General features: G+C 42.4%; 18 protein-coding genes. 14 read left to right on the top strand and 4 right to left on the bottom strand.

The features are described from left to right. Positions 1 to 8: 8 nt before the first annotated feature. A complete protein-coding gene (locus tag M3175_RS15430; RefSeq protein ID WP_251520628.1) occupies positions 9 to 674 on the top strand; it encodes a 3'-5' exonuclease in 666 nt (221 codons plus the stop codon). A gap of 30 nt (positions 675 to 704) precedes the next feature. Here the strand turns inward: M3175_RS15430 and M3175_RS15435 are convergent, their stop codons facing one another. Then, positions 705 to 1,541, bottom strand: coding sequence for a LysM peptidoglycan-binding domain-containing protein (locus tag M3175_RS15435; protein WP_251520631.1), 837 nt, complete (start codon positions 1,539 to 1,541; stop codon positions 705 to 707). Positions 1,542 to 2,202: 661 nt separating this feature from the next. On the opposite strand from M3175_RS15435, the gene spoIIID reads away from it, so the two are divergent. From spoIIID to M3175_RS15470, 7 genes are all read left to right on the top strand, one after another. After that, positions 2,203 to 2,475, top strand: coding sequence for a sporulation transcriptional regulator SpoIIID (gene spoIIID, locus M3175_RS15440; protein WP_119710225.1), 273 nt, complete (start codon positions 2,203 to 2,205; stop codon positions 2,473 to 2,475). 344 nt (positions 2,476 to 2,819) lie between these two features. Continuing rightward, positions 2,820 to 3,821, top strand: a complete 1,002-nt coding sequence (locus M3175_RS15445; protein ID WP_119710224.1) for a rod shape-determining protein — start codon at positions 2,820 to 2,822, stop codon at positions 3,819 to 3,821. Between the two features lie 373 nt (positions 3,822 to 4,194). Further along, the gene (locus M3175_RS15450) at positions 4,195 to 5,034 is read left to right on the top strand and encodes a flagellar hook-basal body protein (RefSeq protein WP_251520634.1); all 840 of its coding nucleotides are present in this window, start codon (positions 4,195 to 4,197) and stop codon (positions 5,032 to 5,034) included. An 18-nt stretch (positions 5,035 to 5,052) separates the two neighbouring features. Beyond that, positions 5,053 to 5,880: a flagellar hook-basal body protein gene (locus M3175_RS15455; protein WP_251520637.1), complete on the top strand. Its 828-nt coding sequence runs from the start codon at positions 5,053 to 5,055 to the stop codon at positions 5,878 to 5,880. A 14-nt stretch (positions 5,881 to 5,894) separates the two neighbouring features. Further along, on the top strand, positions 5,895 to 6,179 hold the full coding sequence (locus M3175_RS15460) for a DNA-directed RNA polymerase subunit beta (protein ID WP_251520640.1): 285 nt from the start codon (positions 5,895 to 5,897) through the stop codon (positions 6,177 to 6,179). Positions 6,180 to 6,287: 108 nt separating this feature from the next. After that, positions 6,288 to 6,722 (top strand): 3-hydroxyacyl-ACP dehydratase FabZ, encoded by a 435-nt coding sequence (gene fabZ / locus M3175_RS15465; RefSeq protein ID WP_119710220.1) that lies wholly within the window; start codon positions 6,288 to 6,290, stop codon positions 6,720 to 6,722. 50 nt (positions 6,723 to 6,772) lie between these two features. Further along, positions 6,773 to 7,471: a polysaccharide deacetylase family protein gene (locus tag M3175_RS15470; protein ID WP_251520643.1), complete on the top strand. Its 699-nt coding sequence runs from the start codon at positions 6,773 to 6,775 to the stop codon at positions 7,469 to 7,471. Positions 7,472 to 8,007: 536 nt separating this feature from the next. Here the strand turns inward: M3175_RS15470 and M3175_RS15475 are convergent. Next, positions 8,008 to 8,433: a YwpF-like family protein gene (locus tag M3175_RS15475; RefSeq protein ID WP_251520645.1), complete on the bottom strand. Its 426-nt coding sequence runs from the start codon at positions 8,431 to 8,433 to the stop codon at positions 8,008 to 8,010. Between the two features lie 140 nt (positions 8,434 to 8,573). Here M3175_RS15475 and M3175_RS15480 point away from each other — a divergent pair, with 140 nt between their 5' ends. The 6 genes from M3175_RS15480 to M3175_RS15500 all read left to right on the top strand — a co-directional run bounded on the left by M3175_RS15480 (position 8,574) and on the right by M3175_RS15500 (position 12,227). Beyond that, positions 8,574 to 9,152: a DUF6944 family repetitive protein gene (locus M3175_RS15480; protein ID WP_251520648.1), complete on the top strand. Its 579-nt coding sequence runs from the start codon at positions 8,574 to 8,576 to the stop codon at positions 9,150 to 9,152. A gap of 193 nt (positions 9,153 to 9,345) precedes the next feature. Then, positions 9,346 to 9,732 (top strand): single-stranded DNA-binding protein, encoded by a 387-nt coding sequence (ssb, locus tag M3175_RS15485; RefSeq protein ID WP_251520651.1) that lies wholly within the window; start codon positions 9,346 to 9,348, stop codon positions 9,730 to 9,732. 5 nt (positions 9,733 to 9,737) lie between these two features. Beyond that, on the top strand, positions 9,738 to 9,863 hold the full coding sequence (locus M3175_RS24920) for a hypothetical protein (protein WP_285852300.1): 126 nt from the start codon (positions 9,738 to 9,740) through the stop codon (positions 9,861 to 9,863). Positions 9,864 to 10,049: 186 nt separating this feature from the next. After that, positions 10,050 to 10,451 (top strand): CidA/LrgA family protein, encoded by a 402-nt coding sequence (locus M3175_RS15490; RefSeq protein WP_251520654.1) that lies wholly within the window; start codon positions 10,050 to 10,052, stop codon positions 10,449 to 10,451. Further along, entirely contained in the window at positions 10,427 to 11,119 is a 693-nt protein-coding gene (locus M3175_RS15495) for an LrgB family protein (RefSeq protein ID WP_251520657.1), read from the top strand. The genes M3175_RS15490 and M3175_RS15495 overlap by 25 nt, the downstream gene beginning before the upstream one ends. A 181-nt stretch (positions 11,120 to 11,300) precedes the next feature. After that, complete coding sequence (locus tag M3175_RS15500; RefSeq protein ID WP_251520661.1) at positions 11,301 to 12,227, top strand: LCP family glycopolymer transferase; 927 nt, start codon at positions 11,301 to 11,303, stop codon at positions 12,225 to 12,227. 205 nt (positions 12,228 to 12,432) lie between these two features. Here M3175_RS15500 and M3175_RS15505 read toward each other — a convergent pair whose 3' ends face one another. Both M3175_RS15505 and M3175_RS15510 read right to left on the bottom strand, forming a co-directional pair. Further along, positions 12,433 to 15,258 (bottom strand): DEAD/DEAH box helicase, encoded by a 2,826-nt coding sequence (locus tag M3175_RS15505; RefSeq protein WP_251520664.1) that lies wholly within the window; start codon positions 15,256 to 15,258, stop codon positions 12,433 to 12,435. Then, entirely contained in the window at positions 15,251 to 16,873 is a 1,623-nt protein-coding gene (locus tag M3175_RS15510) for an SWIM zinc finger family protein (RefSeq protein ID WP_251520667.1), read from the bottom strand. Before M3175_RS15510 ends, M3175_RS15505 begins: the two co-directional genes overlap by 8 nt. Positions 16,874 to 16,987: the final 114 nt, after the last annotated feature.

The raw sequence follows: 16,987 nt of genomic DNA on the forward strand, positions 1-16,987 counted from the left end.
GGGAAGAGATGTTTTTTTTACGGAAGTCACTCACCTGCCCGCTTCTGTATCAGGAAATACCGTTATCTACTCCACTAGAAGAGCTGAAATTTGTCGTTTTTGACACGGAAACGACAGGGTTCGAAATAGCTACATCAGACAGATTGATAGAAATTGGCGCTGTTCTAGTAGAAGGATTTAAGGTTTGTGAGGCTTCTAGCTTTCAAACCTATGTGAATCCATCTCGACAAATTTCTCGGGAAATAACAGAATTGACGTCTATTTCTAATGAGCAAGTGGCTGGTGCACCCTATGCATATGAGGCGATTTCTGATTTTTTTGCATATGTGAGAGAGCAGGAAACGGTGAGTTTGGTCGGTCATTATGTAAGCTTTGATACGTTTGTGTTGAAAAATGAATTGAAGCGAGAAAAGATAGCGCTAAAGGGCACCTTTACGATTGATACTCTTGATCTGATTGGGTTTCTTGCTCCGTCCTATGATATGCGCGACCTAGAGAGATACGCACGTGCGTTTGGAACAAGAATTTATGAGCGGCATCACGCGGTAGGAGATGCGAAGACAACGGCATATTTATTTGTGGAGCTCCTCCAGCAATTTGGCGATCGCGGCTATCGTACGTGGGGGGAGCTTGTGAAGGCAACCGAGAGTCAAGCGCGTTCCATACAGCTGTAAGAGCATGGGGAAAACCCCATGCTCTTTATGTTATTCCGGTTGTATGGATACTAACGCACCATTTTTATAAGAAAGAATGTACTCTTTTCCTGAAAGCTTTTGATATGCCTCTGCCGTTCCGTACGACACTTTTAATGGAATTGTTCCAGTGGCGGTTTGGAACTCGACGGTAAATTTGTCAATGGCACCAACTACTTTGGCTCTTGTAGTAACGGGTGAATCGGTAATCAGTAATTTTTGCCCTATGATAATCATTTCTGTATTTAGTCCATTTTGTCCTTTTAACACATCAATGGACGTACCAAAGCGCTTTGCTAACCCATAGATTGTATCTCCAGGGGCAACGGTATAAAACTTCGCAAGCTGCTTTGCTTTTTGTGATATTTCTTTTTCCTTAGAGGGAATGAGTAAAGTTTGTCCGATTTTAATTGTATCAGATGATAGTTTGTTGGCTTTTTTTAGTTCTGAAATGGTTGTTCCGTATTTGGTGGAAATTCGATATAACGTATCTCCGGAAACCACTTTGTGTGTTTGAAAGGAAATCTCTTCGTAGTTCTCTTCTTCTCCAAGATGAGTAGGAACCTCAAGCTTTTGTCCGATATAAATCTTGTCGGAAACAAGCTTATTTTCCTTCATCAACTCGTTTACGCTTACATTGTATTGTTTTGCAATACGTGTTAGGGTATCACCCTTTTGAACGGTGTAGTAGCCTGCTTCTGTTTCTGCATTTGCTGACTTCATACCCGATCCAAATAAGGATGAAGCTGTAATCGCTGCCATCATGGTCACACCAGCAAGTTTACGACGGTTTGCCTTTGCAGCAGCTTTTCTTTCGTTTTGAATCCTTGCTTTTCTTGAATAGTCCATAATATCTCCCCAAAATGTAGTAATAAAACCAATATTTATGTATAAATTCACCTCATTCTACGTAATATGTCCCTGGGTAGACAATAGGGATAACCTCTCTAAAATTTCGACAGAGTTCTTCAAACCTTTCACCTATTTTTCAGCAAACTGTGAGAGTTTTTGGCATAATACGACCTACGCTTTTGGATGGTATTTCCAAAATTTACGCTAACAGGGTCAAAACGACCGGTAAATGATAGGTAGCTTGTCCTTTATATCGAATGGTCCTTTTTGCTTGTTTTTGACGATTTTGTAACAATTTTTACAAAAAAATTAAAGGGGAAAGGTTGTTTTTGTCCCATTTTTCAAAAAATTTTAAATAAGCCTTGTCCCTATTGAGTTTTTCGTGCATATATTTTCAACCAAGCTAATAAAATGGTTACAAACCTACAAAGAGAGTGTATGAGGTGAGGAGTCGTTTGCAAATGCGCGAGATTTAGTTCCATACATGTTTATTCCTTGTAACGTTTAGAAAGTGTCACACTTTCTGCCGCACACAATGCTCAGGAGAAATTGCTTTTTGAAAATAATAATGGATGTTGTGCGGGTAACAGTACACCAACGAAGCGGAAGCGAGTCTCATTTCACACTTCTCACATCCAATTTAGGGAGGGCGAGTGGTGTGCACGATTACATCAAAGAGAGAACTATCAAGATTGGAAAGTATATCGTGGAGACGAGAAAAACAGTTCGCGTAATCGCGAAGGAGTTTGGCGTGTCCAAAAGTACAGTCCATAAAGATCTAACCGAAAGACTACCCGAGATAAACCCAGAACTGGCAAACGAAGTGAAGGACATATTAGATTACCATAAATCGATCCGTCACCTGCGTGGGGGAGAAGCAACAAAAATGAAGTATAAGAAAGAAGAACTAGAAGGCGAACCTGTTCAGTGATTTTTAAAACCTTCCATTTATGTATGGAGGGTTTTTGTTTTGTTTGTGAGTCTACCTCGATGCTCCGTGGACAGATAATGAAAATACGGGTATTGGTCTTGTTTTACATATAAAAAGCTAATGATCCTTCGCATTTCAAAGTATATTTGACATTTTTTTCGACTTTTTGACAAATTATTATTGTAATTTACCTATTTGTGATAAAATAATCTATTAGAGACATTAGGTTCGTAATAGGTAAGTCTCTTTTCCTACACACCGAGTTTTTGATAAGAATTTAACCCATGATATATATGAGAAGAGCACGAATACGATTGTTACCTTTCAAGGAGGAAATGAAAAGGATGTTTGCTAGAGATATTGGAATCGATTTAGGAACAGCTAACGTACTGATCCATGTGAAAGGCCGCGGCATTGTGTTAAATGAACCATCTGTTGTGGCTATAGATAAGAATACGAATCGTGTACTTGCGGTTGGTGAAGAAGCGAGAAAGATGGTTGGACGTACACCAGGAAATATCGTTGCGATTCGCCCTCTAAAGGACGGAGTAATCGCTGACTTCGATGTAACAGAAGCGATGCTTAAGCACTTTATTAATAAGTTAAATGTGAAAGGCTTCCTATCTAAGCCACGCATTTTGATTTGCTGCCCAACAAACATTACAAGTGTTGAGCAAAAGGCGATTAAAGAAGCGGCTGAGAAGAGCGGTGGAAAGAAGGTTTATCTAGAAGAGGAGCCAAAGGTAGCAGCGATTGGAGCAGGTATGGATATTTTCATGCCGAGCGGAAATATGGTTGTTGATATCGGGGGCGGAACTACGGATGTTGCTGTTCTTTCTATGGGTGATATCGTTACTTCTTCTTCTATTAAGATGGCTGGAGATAAGTTCGATAACGAAATTCTTCATTACATTAAGCGTCAATACAAATTATTAATCGGTGAGCGTACGGCAGAGAATATCAAAATCAATATTGGAACAGTTTTCCCAGGTTCTCGTTCAGAGGAAATGGAAATTCGCGGCCGTGACATGGTGTCAGGCCTTCCACGCACAATTACAGTTCGTTCAGAAGAAATCGAAGGAGCACTTCGCGAATCAGTGGCTGTTATTGTACAAGCCGCAAAATCTGTTCTTGAGAGAACACCACCAGAATTATCTGCGGACATCATTGACCGTGGCGTAATTTTAACAGGTGGAGGAGCACTACTACACGGCATCGACATGCTTCTTTCCGAAGAGCTGAAGGTTCCTGTATTAGTAGCAGAAAACCCAATGGACTGCGTAGCAATCGGAACAGGCATCATGCTAGATAACATCGACCGTCTTCCACGCAGAAGACTAGGCTAAACCAAACAAAAGGCACTTCCGTCCGGAAGTGCCTTTTGTTTGGAAGCAGCTTAGAAGGGTGTCTGTCACCCTTCGTGGACAAAACAGTCCATTTTTCCACCTCAGGCGGACAGTTTGATCAGTGTCCACCCCGTACGGACAAAAAGGGCTAATCTGTCTTTCTGTGGTGACAGACACCCTCCGTGGACAAAAGGGGTCAATTTGTCTTTTTGTGGTGTCTGTCACCGGAGGGGTACCGGGAAATATTACCCGCCCCAAATTTCCTGAAAAAACATAATGTGCTTTTCGACATTTTTTTTTATAATAGATACTAAGTGTGATTTTAATTATTTTTGATATTTATATAGATAGTTGAAAATGAAGAGGTGACAGGATGTTTAGAGGGTTTTATACGGCTGCGTCAGGTATGATCTCCCAACAGCGAAGAACAGAGATGTTCTCTAATAATATGGCGAATGCGAATACTCCAGGATTTAAAGCAGACCAGGCATCGATGCGTGCATTTCCTGAGATGCTTTTAAAGCGTTATGATTCGCTGTCTATTCCGACTGAAAAAGGGTTGAACCTTACAACTGGAACAACGATTGGTGCGATTAACACGGGTGTATATATGCAGGAAGCTGTTCCGAAGTTCATTCAAGGAGATTTACAAGCAACAGAACAACGTACGGATATTGCACTAGTTGATGTATATATGCCGGCTAATGCGCAAAATGGCCTAGCAGGATCGGTTTTTTATAGCGTGCAAGGCACAGATGGTAGCGTAAAGTACACGCGTAATGGTGACTTTACATTAGATGGACAAGGATTCCTAACGACTTCTAGTGGCAATATGGTCCTAAATGACCAAGGACAACGTATCCAGCTTTCAAGCGATCAGTTCACAGTAAGCGAAGATGGCCGTATCACCGGTGCAAATGGAGAAACAGCCCGCCTAGGTGTTGGGTTTGCCGCCAATCCACAGCGTATGATCAAAGAAGGTGACGGGTTATACCGTACAGAGGATGGTAATCCACTTGCAAATGCCTTTAACACGGCAGGCATTCAGTTTAAGCTGCAGCAAGGGTATTTAGAGCGTTCAAACGTCGATGTGAGCCGCACGATGACAGATATGCTAACGGCGTATCGTGCCTTCGAAGCCAACCAAAAGGTACTTCAAGCGTATGATAAGAGCATGGACAAAGCAGCAAATGAAATCGGAAGAATTGGATAAGGAAGGAGGCACTCATTCATGAATCGTACGATGATTACAGCAACGAACACATTATCTCAGCTTCAAAAGCAAATGGATATCATCTCGAATAATATGGCAAACGTAGATACAAATGGCTATAAAAGAAGAGAAGCTACTTTCACGGATCTATTATTTCAGGAGTTTAACAACCAAGAGCGTGCGAATAAAGAAGTGAACCGACTTACTCCAAATGGTATCCGCCAAGGTACAGGAGCAAAGCTTGGACAAGCTCAACTCGTGATGACACAGGGGGCTCTTAAGCAAACGGACCGTTCACTTGATACAGCTTTTACAAAAGAAGGACAACTTTTCAAGGTACTTGTTCAAACAAATGGAGTTAATGAAGTTCAGTATACGAGAAATGGTGCGCTTTATTTATCGCCTCTTTCTAATACAGAAGTGATGCTTGTTAATGGCGATGGATTGCCAGTACTTGACGAAAACAATAATCCGATTACAATAAATGGTGAAGCCAAGGATTATAACATCAATGCAAATGGCCAGTTAACGGTAACGAAGACGGCAGGTGCAACAGAAGTGTTTAACCTTGGAGTGGCTCGTGTGAATAAGCCACAATTCTTAGAGCAACGCGGTGGGAACTTACTGGGTCTTCCAGTAAATGTCGCTCAAGATGAAGTCTTAACAGAGCTAAATGGAGGGCTTAGAGCAGAAATCAGCCTTCAACAAGGAGCTCTTGAGCAATCGAATGTGGATCTTTCAAAAGAAATGACTGAGCTAATCAATGTTCAGCGTGCATACCAATTTCAATCTCGCTCCGTAACACTTGCGGACCAGATGATGGGACTTGTGAACGGAATTCGTTAAAAGGGGAATCAACCATGGCTGTAAACAATAGTAACCAGGAAGCTGTTTCCTTACGCGAGCAGCGAAAAAAGGAACGCAGAGAAGAAAAGGAGAAAGCGCTGAAGGATGGCCGAAAGCGAATTCGCATTCGGCTGATTCCGATCTGGCTTCGGGTTATCATCGTTGCCATTCTACTTGTTGTTAGTACCGTTTCAGGTGCAATGGTCGGATACAGCGTCATGGGTAATGGCAAACCCAAGGATGTGTTTGCCAAATCAACGTGGACGCATATCGTTGATTTGGTGAATAGTGATAAATAAGCAGAAAGCAGTCAAACACATGACTGCTTTTTTTGTTTGCTTTTCCTAGGGGCTTTCCGCTACAATAGAAGATATAAAACCTAGTATTAGTAGGAGGTACTAATTCTCATGTTGAATATAGAACAAATTAAAGAAATCATTCCGCATCGTTATCCATTCTTGCTAGTGGATCGTATTTTAGAGCTAGAAGAAGGAAAGCGCGCGATCGGTATTAAAAATGTGACAGCAAACGAAGAGTTTTTCAATGGACATTTTCCAGAGTTTCCTGTTATGCCAGGAGTTTTAATTGTAGAAGCTCTTGCGCAGGTTGGAGCGGTTGCGATGCTCGTTAAAGAAGAAAATAAAGGTCGTCTCGCATTTTTTGCAGGAATTGATAACTGTCGCTTTAAGCGCCAAGTTGTACCGGGCGATCAGCTTCGTTTAGAAGTAGAAATGACAAGAGTACGCGGCACTTTCGGAAAAGGCAAGGCAGTGGCTACCGTAGAAGGCGAACTCGTGTGTGAAGTAGAAATTATGTTTGGTCTTGGAGACAAAAAGGAATAGAGTAATTTAGGCCGAATCAGAGGATTTGGTCTATTTTTTTTGGAGGTTATATGAAAAAGATTTTGATTGTTTTACTCGTACTCATAACGGTGAGTTATTCATTATTTCAAGTTTCCAAATCTCGAAGCTTTCAATTTTTTGGAGGCATTGTCGAAAAAGTAGAGACCGAAGAAAAAGTCGTCGCATTAACCTTTGATGATGGACCAGGAGTTCATACCGATGAGATTCTATCCATATTAGAGAAAGAAGAGGTAAAAGCGACCTTCTATTTAACGGGGAGAGAAATCGAAGAACATATGGAAGATGCCAAAAAGCTTGTACAAGCTGGACATGAAATAGGCAACCATACGTATTCTCATAAGCGAATGGTGTTAAAATCACCAAGCTTTATTAAAAACGAAATAGAATCCACCGATGAATCGATTCGAAAGGCTGGATACGAAGGGGAGATTACGTTTCGACCTCCATACGGGAAAAAGCTGTTATTCCTCCCATATTACTTAAATAAGCATGATCGACCAACGATTCTATGGAATATGGAGCCGGAGACAGATCCAGATATTGCCGACGATTCTAATAAAATAACGAATGACATTGTTAGCCGAATAGAGCCTGGTTCAATTATTTTGCTGCATGTGATGTACGAAAGCCGGAAGGAGTCCCTGAATTCGGTAGCATCAACGATTGAAGCTTTGAAAAAGAAAGGATACACCTTTGTGACAGTTTCGGAGCTTTTACAGTATGAATGAAAAACAGGGGTAGTAGGAAACTCTAAGGAAAAAAGGAGTTTCTTATCATGAAATTGAGACAACAATGGACAGTTAATGTGATCATGGTGATTGTCTCTTGGGCAACGGTGTTCTTTCTTGGAAAACAAAATATAAAGAGGTTCTTGCCTGCATCCAGCCTTTGAAGCCCTTAATGTGATATATGCAAAAAAGAAAAAATGGTGGGTCTTTTACAATAAACCTAAATCGTATGTAACGGGGGAAATGTCTTTTAATATGGGTCCGTTTATCCGTGGCTTCCATGTGGATATTAAAGTGGACGTACGGTAATCTGGGAAAGTTTTTGTTACTGAATGCAGGAGTCAATGCGTTTTTTGCTTTTATTGTGATCCGGTTTTTGGACCGCTTAAAAGTCGCTAGGTTGAAAAAAATCAGTGAACCACAATTTTTCCCATACTTCTTTTTCAAAGCCTTCTTTTTATACGGATTTCAGTATCTAGTTGATAAGGTAAGAAAATAAACGAAACGTCAACAAGCTCTGCTCGTTGACGTTTTTCTTATGAAGTGGAGGTTAATTTTGGTTTGGTTAGCATTTTTTCGCGAAATTCGCTTAATAGCTCTTCTCCGCTTAATCCTTTTTCAATCAGACTACTTAACAATAACTCAGCATAATTTTTCGATCTTTTTAAAAAGCCTTCAAATAAAACGGAAAGGCGCCCATCAATTTTTTTCACGGAAAGAACCCTTGTTGTAAAACTTGCAGGATCGTTTTCCTTTTTGGATATGACAACTTGAGCTGGTGTTTCCTTATCGGCCTCAAGAAGCTTCGTGAAAAAATCATGATAGTTAGCATCGACATACGCTTCAATCAGCCATCTGTTTCTTTCGTCCTCTTTGTTGATAATTAGTCCGTCATGGAGAGTAATATCTTGTGCTTCACTGTCGTCAATGATTTGTAAAGAAATCAATTTGAACGTTTTCATTTGATACCTCCCGAACAAGCTTTCCTAAATTATAACATATGCAGAGATGAAAGCGAATTCTTCAACCTTTTGAAAATATCTACGCGAAATGATCAAGGAAAAGCACGATGAATAAGATATTAGCATGAGCTATCTTAGAGGTGATTTCTTTGTATCTAGAGGGAGAAGAAATGATTGTGGTCGGGGCCAATTTATTGGCGATAGGTGCCTTTATTTCGGCAGTTGGGGAAACGGGGGCTCATCCCGTTGAAGAAATCAATAAGAAGCTGGTGCGTGACGGCAATGCGGTACAAGCGGTTGGGAATACCTTGCAAGGAGTTGGTCGGTTAAAGCTAATGGATGAGCCTGAAGGAGAGAAGAATATTCTTGGGATGGTAGGAACCTTTGTGCAGGCAGGTGGAAATACAATAAATAGTTTGGCCACCAATGTGGAAATTGAGAGCCCTTCCTTAGAAAATACAAGATTCAATTCCTTAGGAAGCACCATTCAATCAATGGGTGCAGCGTTAGAAGCGACTGGTGTTGCTCAAGTCGGGGAAGGTATGTCACCTAACCTTGAGGTGACTGGATTGAACTTAATTACCTTAGGCACAATTCTCGATTCAGTCGGTATACTAACTTCGGAGGAAAAGGAGAAACAAAAACGAATTCTACTTTTTGCAGGAGGGTGGGTGGAATTCGCGGGTACAGTTCTTATTGCCTATGCGTTGAACAAATAGCTTTGTCGAAAAAAACTTTTGAAACGGTAAAAATCGTAATTTGGAGGGGGATATAGAGGGTAAATTTGCATTTTCATCTAAGGAAATGATGAAAAGTTCATGGGAAATAAATAGGAAAATTGAACCATAGTCGTTTTACATAGGTATCCATTTCCAATTATGATAGGAGCATCAATTGGAGAGGAGATGACAGATGATCAATCAAGTGACGTTGGTAGGGAGGTTGACGAAAGATCCCGATTTGAGGGTTACCCCAGAAGGAGTATATGTCTGCAATATCATCCTCGCAGTAAACCGACAATATCGAAACCAAAAAGGAGAGGTGGACACAGACTTTGTTCATTGTACCTTATGGCGAAAAACCGCCGAAAACACGACGGCCTTTTGTAAAAAGGGCTCCCTTATTGGCATTACCGGTAGAATCCAGACACGCAGCTATGATAATCAGGGGAAAAGAACGTATGTAACGGAAGTGGTTGCAGAAAATGTTCGATTCATCGGTCCGAGAAGAGAAGACGACCGGGCCGCTAAAATCCCACTTCCAACTCCTCCACCAGAAAGAGAGGTCGTTGCTCCTTGAAACATATGAACGAACATGTAGTGGAACAGCTGATCGAACTCGTCGGGAAATCCCATGAACATATTTCTCTGTTACAAATGAGAATCGCTCAGTTAGAATGTGCGATTCGGGAAACACATTTAAGATACTAAAATTATCCTCATATGTTCTCCCTTAGATAGAATCAATAACTTCCTCACTCCCCCTCACTATTCGAGTAGCTTAATTGGCTGCTCGTTTTTTTATTACTATCGATTGGAATGCAGAATCGAGCCTTTCTAAATGTTTTTTATAGTAAAATAAAGATAGTCTTTTAAATAAGGTGGCGGTTCAACTCGATGATGTATACTACAAAGGTGATTTTTCAGATTGGTATTTTGTTTGGGTTATTTTATATAGGCAGTTATCTTAAAGATTTACTCCATATCCCTCTCCCTGGGAGCATTATTGGATTGCTATTATTATTGATTTTACTTTTATTAAAAATTTTGCCCATTCATTGGGTTCAGGACGGTGCGAATGTTCTCATCACTTTTCTTCCGTTGCTTTTAGTGCCTGCAACGGTCAGCGTGATGAACGAACCGTCTCTTTTTTCAGGAAAAGGGGTAATCTTATTTGGGATTATCATTGGTAGTACGATCGTGACGATGATTTCAGCTGGGTGGGGTAGTCAGCACTTGGAAAGAATCGCAAAAAAAAGAAAGGAGAATGTCAGGTGCAACAATTCCTTGTCTCAATAATTATTGTGGTGTTAACGGTCGGCATGTACCTAGGGATGAACCGATTATACCTAAAGTATTCTTTCGCGTTTCTTCTTCCCTTGCTGACAACCACCATTGCGATCATTGTGATCTTAAGCGTGCTTCAACTGTCTTATGAAACGTATATGATCGGTGGAGAATGGATCAACCAGTTGCTGGGGCCAGCGGTTGTAGCACTTGCTCTTCCCTTGTATAAGCAAAGAAAAACGTTAATGAGCCAGCTCGTCCCGATTGTGGGAGGGGTGCTCATAGGGTTAGTAGTAGGGATGATCAGTGGCGTGTTGCTTGCGGAGGTTTTCGGAGTTTCTGAAAATCTCATCCTCTCAATTATTCCTAAATCGATTACCACTCCCGTTGCGATCCAGGTAGCATCGGCAATCGGGGGCATTCCTTCTTTGACCATCGTATTTGTGTTGCTAGCCGGTCTGACGGGAGCCGTTTTAGGACCACTTATTTTTAGGTGGTTTCGGATTACAAGTCCAATAGGAAGAGGTATCGCCTTTGGTAGTGCCTCGCATGCGATTGGGACCTCGAAAGCGAAGGAGTTCGATGAATTAACAGTCTCTATTAGCTCGGTTTCAATGACGTTAAGTGCGATTTTAGGATCTAGTTTTGGGACGTTGGTGGTTTGGTTGTTTAATATGTAGGCTGTTTTAGTAAAGATTGTTGTTAAAATCTTAAAGCCGATTTTAGCGTGGAAATAGCTATTTTGCGCTAAAGCAACAAAGTTTAAGAAAAGAGCCAATATGTAAAAGAAAATGTCGAACACTTTTTGTAAAATTGGATAATTTTTCTGGTATTCTGTTTTCATAAAGGGAGGTTGTCTTTATGAGGGCAGAAAGGCGTAAGAAAAAGCGGAGATGGGCAAGGGTAACCGGAATAATCCTGCTGTTGCTTTTTCTTGGAGCAGGTGCGTACGCATACTCCGTATATCATTCGCTAAGTAAAGCGATGGAAACAATGCATGATCCGACGAGTCGAAAGGTTTCCGATAAAAGGACACAGGAAGTTTCTCTTGATGCCAAGGAGCCGTTCTCTGTGCTGATGCTGGGTGTGGATGAGAGAGAAGGAGACAAAGGCCGATCAGATACCATGATAGTGTTGACGGTGAATCCGGAATTAGAAACAGTGAAGATGTTAAGTATTCCGCGAGATACGAGGGTGGAGATTGTTGGCCATGGTACCGAGGATAAGATTAATCATGCGTATGCCTTTGGGAATGAAGAAATGGCAATGGCAACCGTTGAAAACTTCCTCGACATCCCGATTGACTATTATATAAAGGTGAATATGGAAGGCTTTCAAGATATTGTGGATGCAGTAGGCGGAATTACAGTGAACAACTCGTTTGAGTTTTCTAACGGAGGCGTTACTTTTAAAGAAGGTCAAATCGGCTTAACGGGTGAAGAAGCTCTTTCGTATGTGCAGATGAGATATGATGACCCACAAGGAGATTTTGGGAGACAGCAGCGTCAGCGTCAAATTATTCGCGGAGTTATTCGTGAAGGAGCAAGCTTGAGCTCACTAACCAATTTCGGTGATATCTTCTCCGCACTCGGAGAAAATGTTCGAACGAACCTAACCTGGGATCAAATGGTCGATATCCAGAAAAACTATCGAAAGTCCGGAAGCATGATTGACCAACTCACCATTCAAGGAAAGGGCGGGTACATAGGGAAAGTATGGTACCTCTTTGTCTCCGACGAAGAAAAAGAACGAGTGCAACAAGAGCTAAAAGGACACTTAGCAATATAAAGGAAAAGATATAAGGAAAAGACCCAGCCATGGCTGGGTCTTTCTACGTCCCGCTTGCGGTGACAGACACCCTTCGTGGACACTTTCATATGTTTTGTTCACCTGAGATGGACAGTAGACAAAGTGTAAAATGTCCACTCCAGACGGACAAATTGATCCAATCTGTCTTTTTGTGGTGACAGACACCCGTTTTACCCGTTTTAAACTAGGAGAGGAGGATTAGGTCGCGTAGCTCGTCGGTGGAGAGCTCGGTAATCCAGTTGTCGCTTTGGATGATGGCATCGTTTAGCGTTTGTTTTTTCTCTAGCATGGCGTCAATTTTTTCTTCGAGTGTGCCCGTGCTGATGAATTTGTGCACGTGAACGAATCGCTTTTGACCGATTCGGTAGGCACGGTCGGTTGCTTGGTTTTCGACGGCTGGATTCCACCAGCGATCGTAGTGTATGACGTGATTCGCCGCTGTTAGATTTAACCCAGTTCCACCGGCTTTTAAGCTTAGTAAGAACACAGGGAACTCACGGTTTTGGAATCGTGTGATCATTTCGTCCCGCTTAGCTTTTGGCACACTTCCGTTTAAGAAAGGAACTTCAATTCCGTACTTCTTATTCAGTACCCTGCGAATAATCTCACCCATCTCGATGTATTGAGTAAAGATAAGGCCACTTTCCTCGCGCTCGAGTACGGCTTCGATAAGCTCGGTTAATTTTTCAAGCTTAACGGAACGTTCGAGAAGCTGTAATGGCTTTTCTTCCTTCAAATAAAGAGCAGGGTGGTTGCATAGCTGTTTTAAGCGGCTCAACAATTGTAAAATAAGACCCTTTCGCTCGAGGCCAGTAAGTGTTTCGATCTGAGCAAACGTATCTTGAACGAGTTGCTCGTACAGTGAGGCCTGCTCGGCAGTAAGTGGACAGTATTCTTTTTGCTCCTGCTTATCTGGTAGATTGAGTGCCACTTCTTCGTCTTTTTTCGTCCGTCGTAGTAAGAATGGTCGAATCAATGCTTGAAGCTCACCGATTTTTTCCTTCTCATTGTCTTTTTCAATCGGCAAGACGAACTTTTTCTGGAAATTTCCTAAGCTTCCTAAGTACCCGTGATTCGTAAAATCAAAAATGCTCCAAAGCTCAGTCAAGCGGTTTTCCATCGGTGTTCCCGTTAGTGCGATATGGTGCTTACCGTTTAGCTTTCGGACCGCACGAGATTGCTTTGTCCCCGCATTTTTAATATTTTGCGCTTCGTCAATCGCGACTGAGCTCCATGTAATGGTTTCAAACTCGGCTGCATCAATATGGGTCAGTCCATATGAAGTTAAAACAACATCCGACTCTAGCACTTTCTTGTTGAACTTCTCCTCTTTCAAACGATTCGAACCGTAATGAAGATACACCTTCATATTTGGTGCAAAGCGTTCGATCTCCTTTTGCCAGTTTCCGAGTACGGAGGTTGGGCAAACTATCAGAGCTGGTGCCGGGTTTTTATCCTCTTTTTTCACCTGTAAAAGGTAGCTGATCAACTGAATCGTTTTTCCAAGTCCCATATCGTCAGCTAATATTGCGCCAAACCCATATTTACGCAAGAACAATAGCCAGCTCATGCCTTGTTTTTGATAAGGCCGCAGCTCACCGAGAAAGCTTTCTGGTACCGCCACCTCTGGGATCGAGCGGACGTCCTGGAGCATCTTAATCATTTGCTTCCACTGACGGTTCAGCTCAATTTGAATTTTGGCAAACGCACGTGGATCATCTAGCGATTGTGAAGGATCCTCGTCATCTCCACCTAAAAGCTCCTGCTGAATGAGGTCTCTTACGTGCAAGCCTTCTTTTTCGGCCTTTTTCATCAGATCTTGAATCGTCCGAATAAATCCTGGATCGAGCTTGATCCATCGACCGCGAATAAATACGAGGCGTCTTTTTTCCTCGACAAGCTGATGGAATTCGTCCTCACTCAGCTCTACGCCGTTCATCGAGAAGCGCCAGTTGTAATCAAGCATCGCCTGAAGACCTACAAATGACTGACCGCGTGAGCCCGTTCCCTTGAGCTTCGCTTTAACCTTCAAGTTCGCATTCTTCATCGCTTGCCACCAAGATGGGAGGAGAATTTCGACTCCCAATGCCAGCAACGTTTCACTCGCATCAGACAAGAACATCCAGGCATCGTTTTCCGTTAACTGACTAGTAACACCGCGTTTTCCTTCAAGCCATGGAAAAAGTTCGACCCACCGCTGCTGCTCACGTTCAATGTATGAATCGTATGCATACCAGCTTTTAGGCATATTGCTGTCGTCTTTGGCATCCACAATCAGATCTGGTTGATTTTTTCCGCGTAAAAAGATTTGCAATTCCCATGTTCCATCAAGATCAGCGGGTTCCTCTAAGCGCAGGCCTAGTGAAAACGGTACTTGAGACTCCTTCAGTCCAATCCATTCGCTCCATGTTTCTTCATCAAAATAGGTAGCCAAAGCTCGTGGAGATAGGGCTTGATTTTTTAAGGCATCAAGCTTCACTCCTACCTTTTCATGCCATTCCTGATTTCGGTCGAAGAAGGAGCTAAGGGAGGAGTCGAACCATTTTTCTATAAAAAGCTGAACGGTTTCTTCCTCGGAAATTTGCTGCTCGAAAAAAGACGGATCAAATTCCTGCTTTACCCGTTCAGGAAGAGCCCAGCGGAATTCGTCTTGTTCCCATGCTGAAAAGTCAGGAAGCCAATCTTTTTCCGAAATCGCTTCGTGTAGTGAATGGGCAGAGGCTAGGCAGATTTGCGCCGTTTCATCCCAATCCCACTCAATGAGCTGGTTGAATTGCTCTTGTGCTAAAAGGGACACCAGCTGCCAAGCGTCAATCATCACGCCAGGATGTTGGTCAATCGTTTCTTCATCGACAAAGGTTCCATAATACGATTCCTTGTGTCGGTTAAAAAGAAGCGATTTCCACTGGGACGGTTGGACGTCGTCGTTATGGTCATTGGTTGCCCAAATAAAGTAGCGATTATTCTCTATATGACGAATGTGTATGTGTACGAGTCTCGTTTTAAGCATGAATCAGCTTACCCCTTTGACATTCTTCGTGAAATGCTCGAAGACGTTTCGTTCGTTCAAGTAATAGGTCGAAAAATTGCTCAAACTCATCTTGGCGTTTGAGTTTTTTATATAGTGTTCGAAGCTTTTTTAGCTCACGAACGGCTTGGCGATAGTTGCCACGATTTTTCAAATCAATATTTTTTTGAATCGATTGATGGTACAGCGGCAATAGGACGGACGGGTCCTCTTTTTGAAGCTCTTTGATTTTATCGGTCGAGATGGAGGTCATGTCATAGCCGATATAGGCTTGCAGGTCGCTCCATTTTTCGTATTGCTTTTCCATATATAAGTATTGTTCGTATTCACGGTAGCTATAGGGAAGAAGCTGCATGAGAATTTTTTCATACAGATCGATTCGATTCGTTTCTGAGCAATATGATTGCAGTACCCTTGTTGCATAACGTGTGAAGTCAAAGCACGCGTAGCTGTTCGGTAAGCTGAGTAAATAAGGTCGTAAGTAGCCAATAAATGCCTCAACGAATGGCCCCATGCGTTTCCAGTCACGTTGTGATTTAAAGTCCTCTAACCAAATGAGAAGAAAGGGACTAAGGTCTGCTTCGTGCTGACTGATGATGGATAAAGCTTTTTCGTCTCGCTTTAATAATAGGTTCAGATGGATGTAGCCAATTGAAAGGGCGTAGGAGCCATTGATTTTTCCAAGGTTCGCTAGTTTTTCTAGCTCTTCTTCACGCCAATGCTTCTTTTTAAAAAGAGAACTCCAAAGCAGCTGATAAAGCTGAATCCGTTCAAATTCTAAAGCAACCTCGTCAATGAGAAGGTCGGTCACATCATCCTTCAATCGGGCAATGAATTCATCAAAGGCGAAGGGAAGGGCGTGTACGCTCAGGCGATTGTTGAGCACCTCGGTTTCGTCAATGAGTGAGAAAAAAAGCTGCTGGTAGTTTCGTTCGATGTCATAGGAGCTATGACCGGATTCCTGGCTTAAGTTGAGTAACTGGCGGAACGAAAAGATGTTTCCGATCAGCAGGTAGAGCTGTTTCCATTCTTGTTCAACAGGTGCACTTGCCCGGAGACGTCTCGTATATGCCTGGTACAGTTCTGGAATGAGGTAGGGCTTGGGTGTTCCTTGGCCCTTCATGATTGATTGAAAGCTATTTTGAAAGGTTTGAACCCAATGATCATAGTCGGGTTTGATGGTACCTGATCCTTTCATTAAATCCTTGGCCTTCATGAGTCCGAGCTGTTGCGCCGTTTTTTTCTCATGAAGAGGGGTGCGCCATTCCTCGACCCAGTCAGCCACACTGCCAACTTGGGAAAAAGCGTAAAGAAAGGTAGCGACGATATGACGGCAAATTCCATCGGCTGGGCAGGAGCAGGAGCTTGTTTGGAAGAAGTTCAGCTCGACCTGAACAAACACCGGTGTAACATCCTGAACCGTTGATGTAACCGAGCCATCCTCGTAGCGGACCTTTGTAACGAGTCCTTGCCTATATATAAGAAGTCCTTTTTGCATCAGCTTCGCATCCGGTTCATAACCCGGACTTAGGAGCTTCGAAACATCTGCGGCAGCCGTTTCAATTAATTCTTTGTAAACCTCAGGGATATGTGACATCCGTCCAACCCTCCCGTTATCAAAAATAGTCTATCCTCCATTATACCACCGAATACGGTGACAGACACCCCTCGTGGACAGAATGTGGGAAAGTGTCTTTTTGTGGTGACAGAC

It is taken from the genome of Robertmurraya korlensis, assembly GCF_023715225.1.
In the GTDB taxonomy this organism is placed as follows: domain Bacteria; phylum Bacillota; class Bacilli; order Bacillales; family Cytobacillaceae; genus Robertmurraya_A.

Bases quoted from the DNA above. Each gene is read 5' to 3' on its own strand.
- M3175_RS15450 (WP_251520634.1), top strand. From the start codon at position 4,195: ATGTTTAGAGGGTTTTATACGGCTGCGTCAGGTATGATCTCCCAACAG.
- M3175_RS24920 (WP_285852300.1), top strand. From the start codon at position 9,738: ATGAACGAACATGTAGTGGAACAGCTGATCGAACTCGTCGGGAAATCC.
- M3175_RS15455 (WP_251520637.1), top strand. From the start codon at position 5,053: ATGAATCGTACGATGATTACAGCAACGAACACATTATCTCAGCTTCAA.
- M3175_RS15445 (WP_119710224.1), top strand. From the start codon at position 2,820: ATGTTTGCTAGAGATATTGGAATCGATTTAGGAACAGCTAACGTACTG.
- fabZ (WP_119710220.1), top strand. From the start codon at position 6,288: ATGTTGAATATAGAACAAATTAAAGAAATCATTCCGCATCGTTATCCA.
- M3175_RS15510 (WP_251520667.1), bottom strand. From the start codon at position 16,873: ATGTCACATATCCCTGAGGTTTACAAAGAATTAATTGAAACGGCTGCC.
- M3175_RS15460 (WP_251520640.1), top strand. From the start codon at position 5,895: ATGGCTGTAAACAATAGTAACCAGGAAGCTGTTTCCTTACGCGAGCAG.
- M3175_RS15490 (WP_251520654.1), top strand. From the start codon at position 10,050: ATGATGTATACTACAAAGGTGATTTTTCAGATTGGTATTTTGTTTGGG.
- M3175_RS15505 (WP_251520664.1), bottom strand. From the start codon at position 15,258: ATGCTTAAAACGAGACTCGTACACATACACATTCGTCATATAGAGAAT.
- M3175_RS15430 (WP_251520628.1), top strand. From the start codon at position 9: ATGTTTTTTTTACGGAAGTCACTCACCTGCCCGCTTCTGTATCAGGAA.
- M3175_RS15500 (WP_251520661.1), top strand. From the start codon at position 11,301: ATGAGGGCAGAAAGGCGTAAGAAAAAGCGGAGATGGGCAAGGGTAACC.
- M3175_RS15435 (WP_251520631.1), bottom strand. From the start codon at position 1,541: ATGGACTATTCAAGAAAAGCAAGGATTCAAAACGAAAGAAAAGCTGCT.
- M3175_RS15470 (WP_251520643.1), top strand. From the start codon at position 6,773: ATGAAAAAGATTTTGATTGTTTTACTCGTACTCATAACGGTGAGTTAT.
- ssb (WP_251520651.1), top strand. From the start codon at position 9,346: ATGATCAATCAAGTGACGTTGGTAGGGAGGTTGACGAAAGATCCCGAT.
- M3175_RS15475 (WP_251520645.1), bottom strand. From the start codon at position 8,433: ATGAAAACGTTCAAATTGATTTCTTTACAAATCATTGACGACAGTGAA.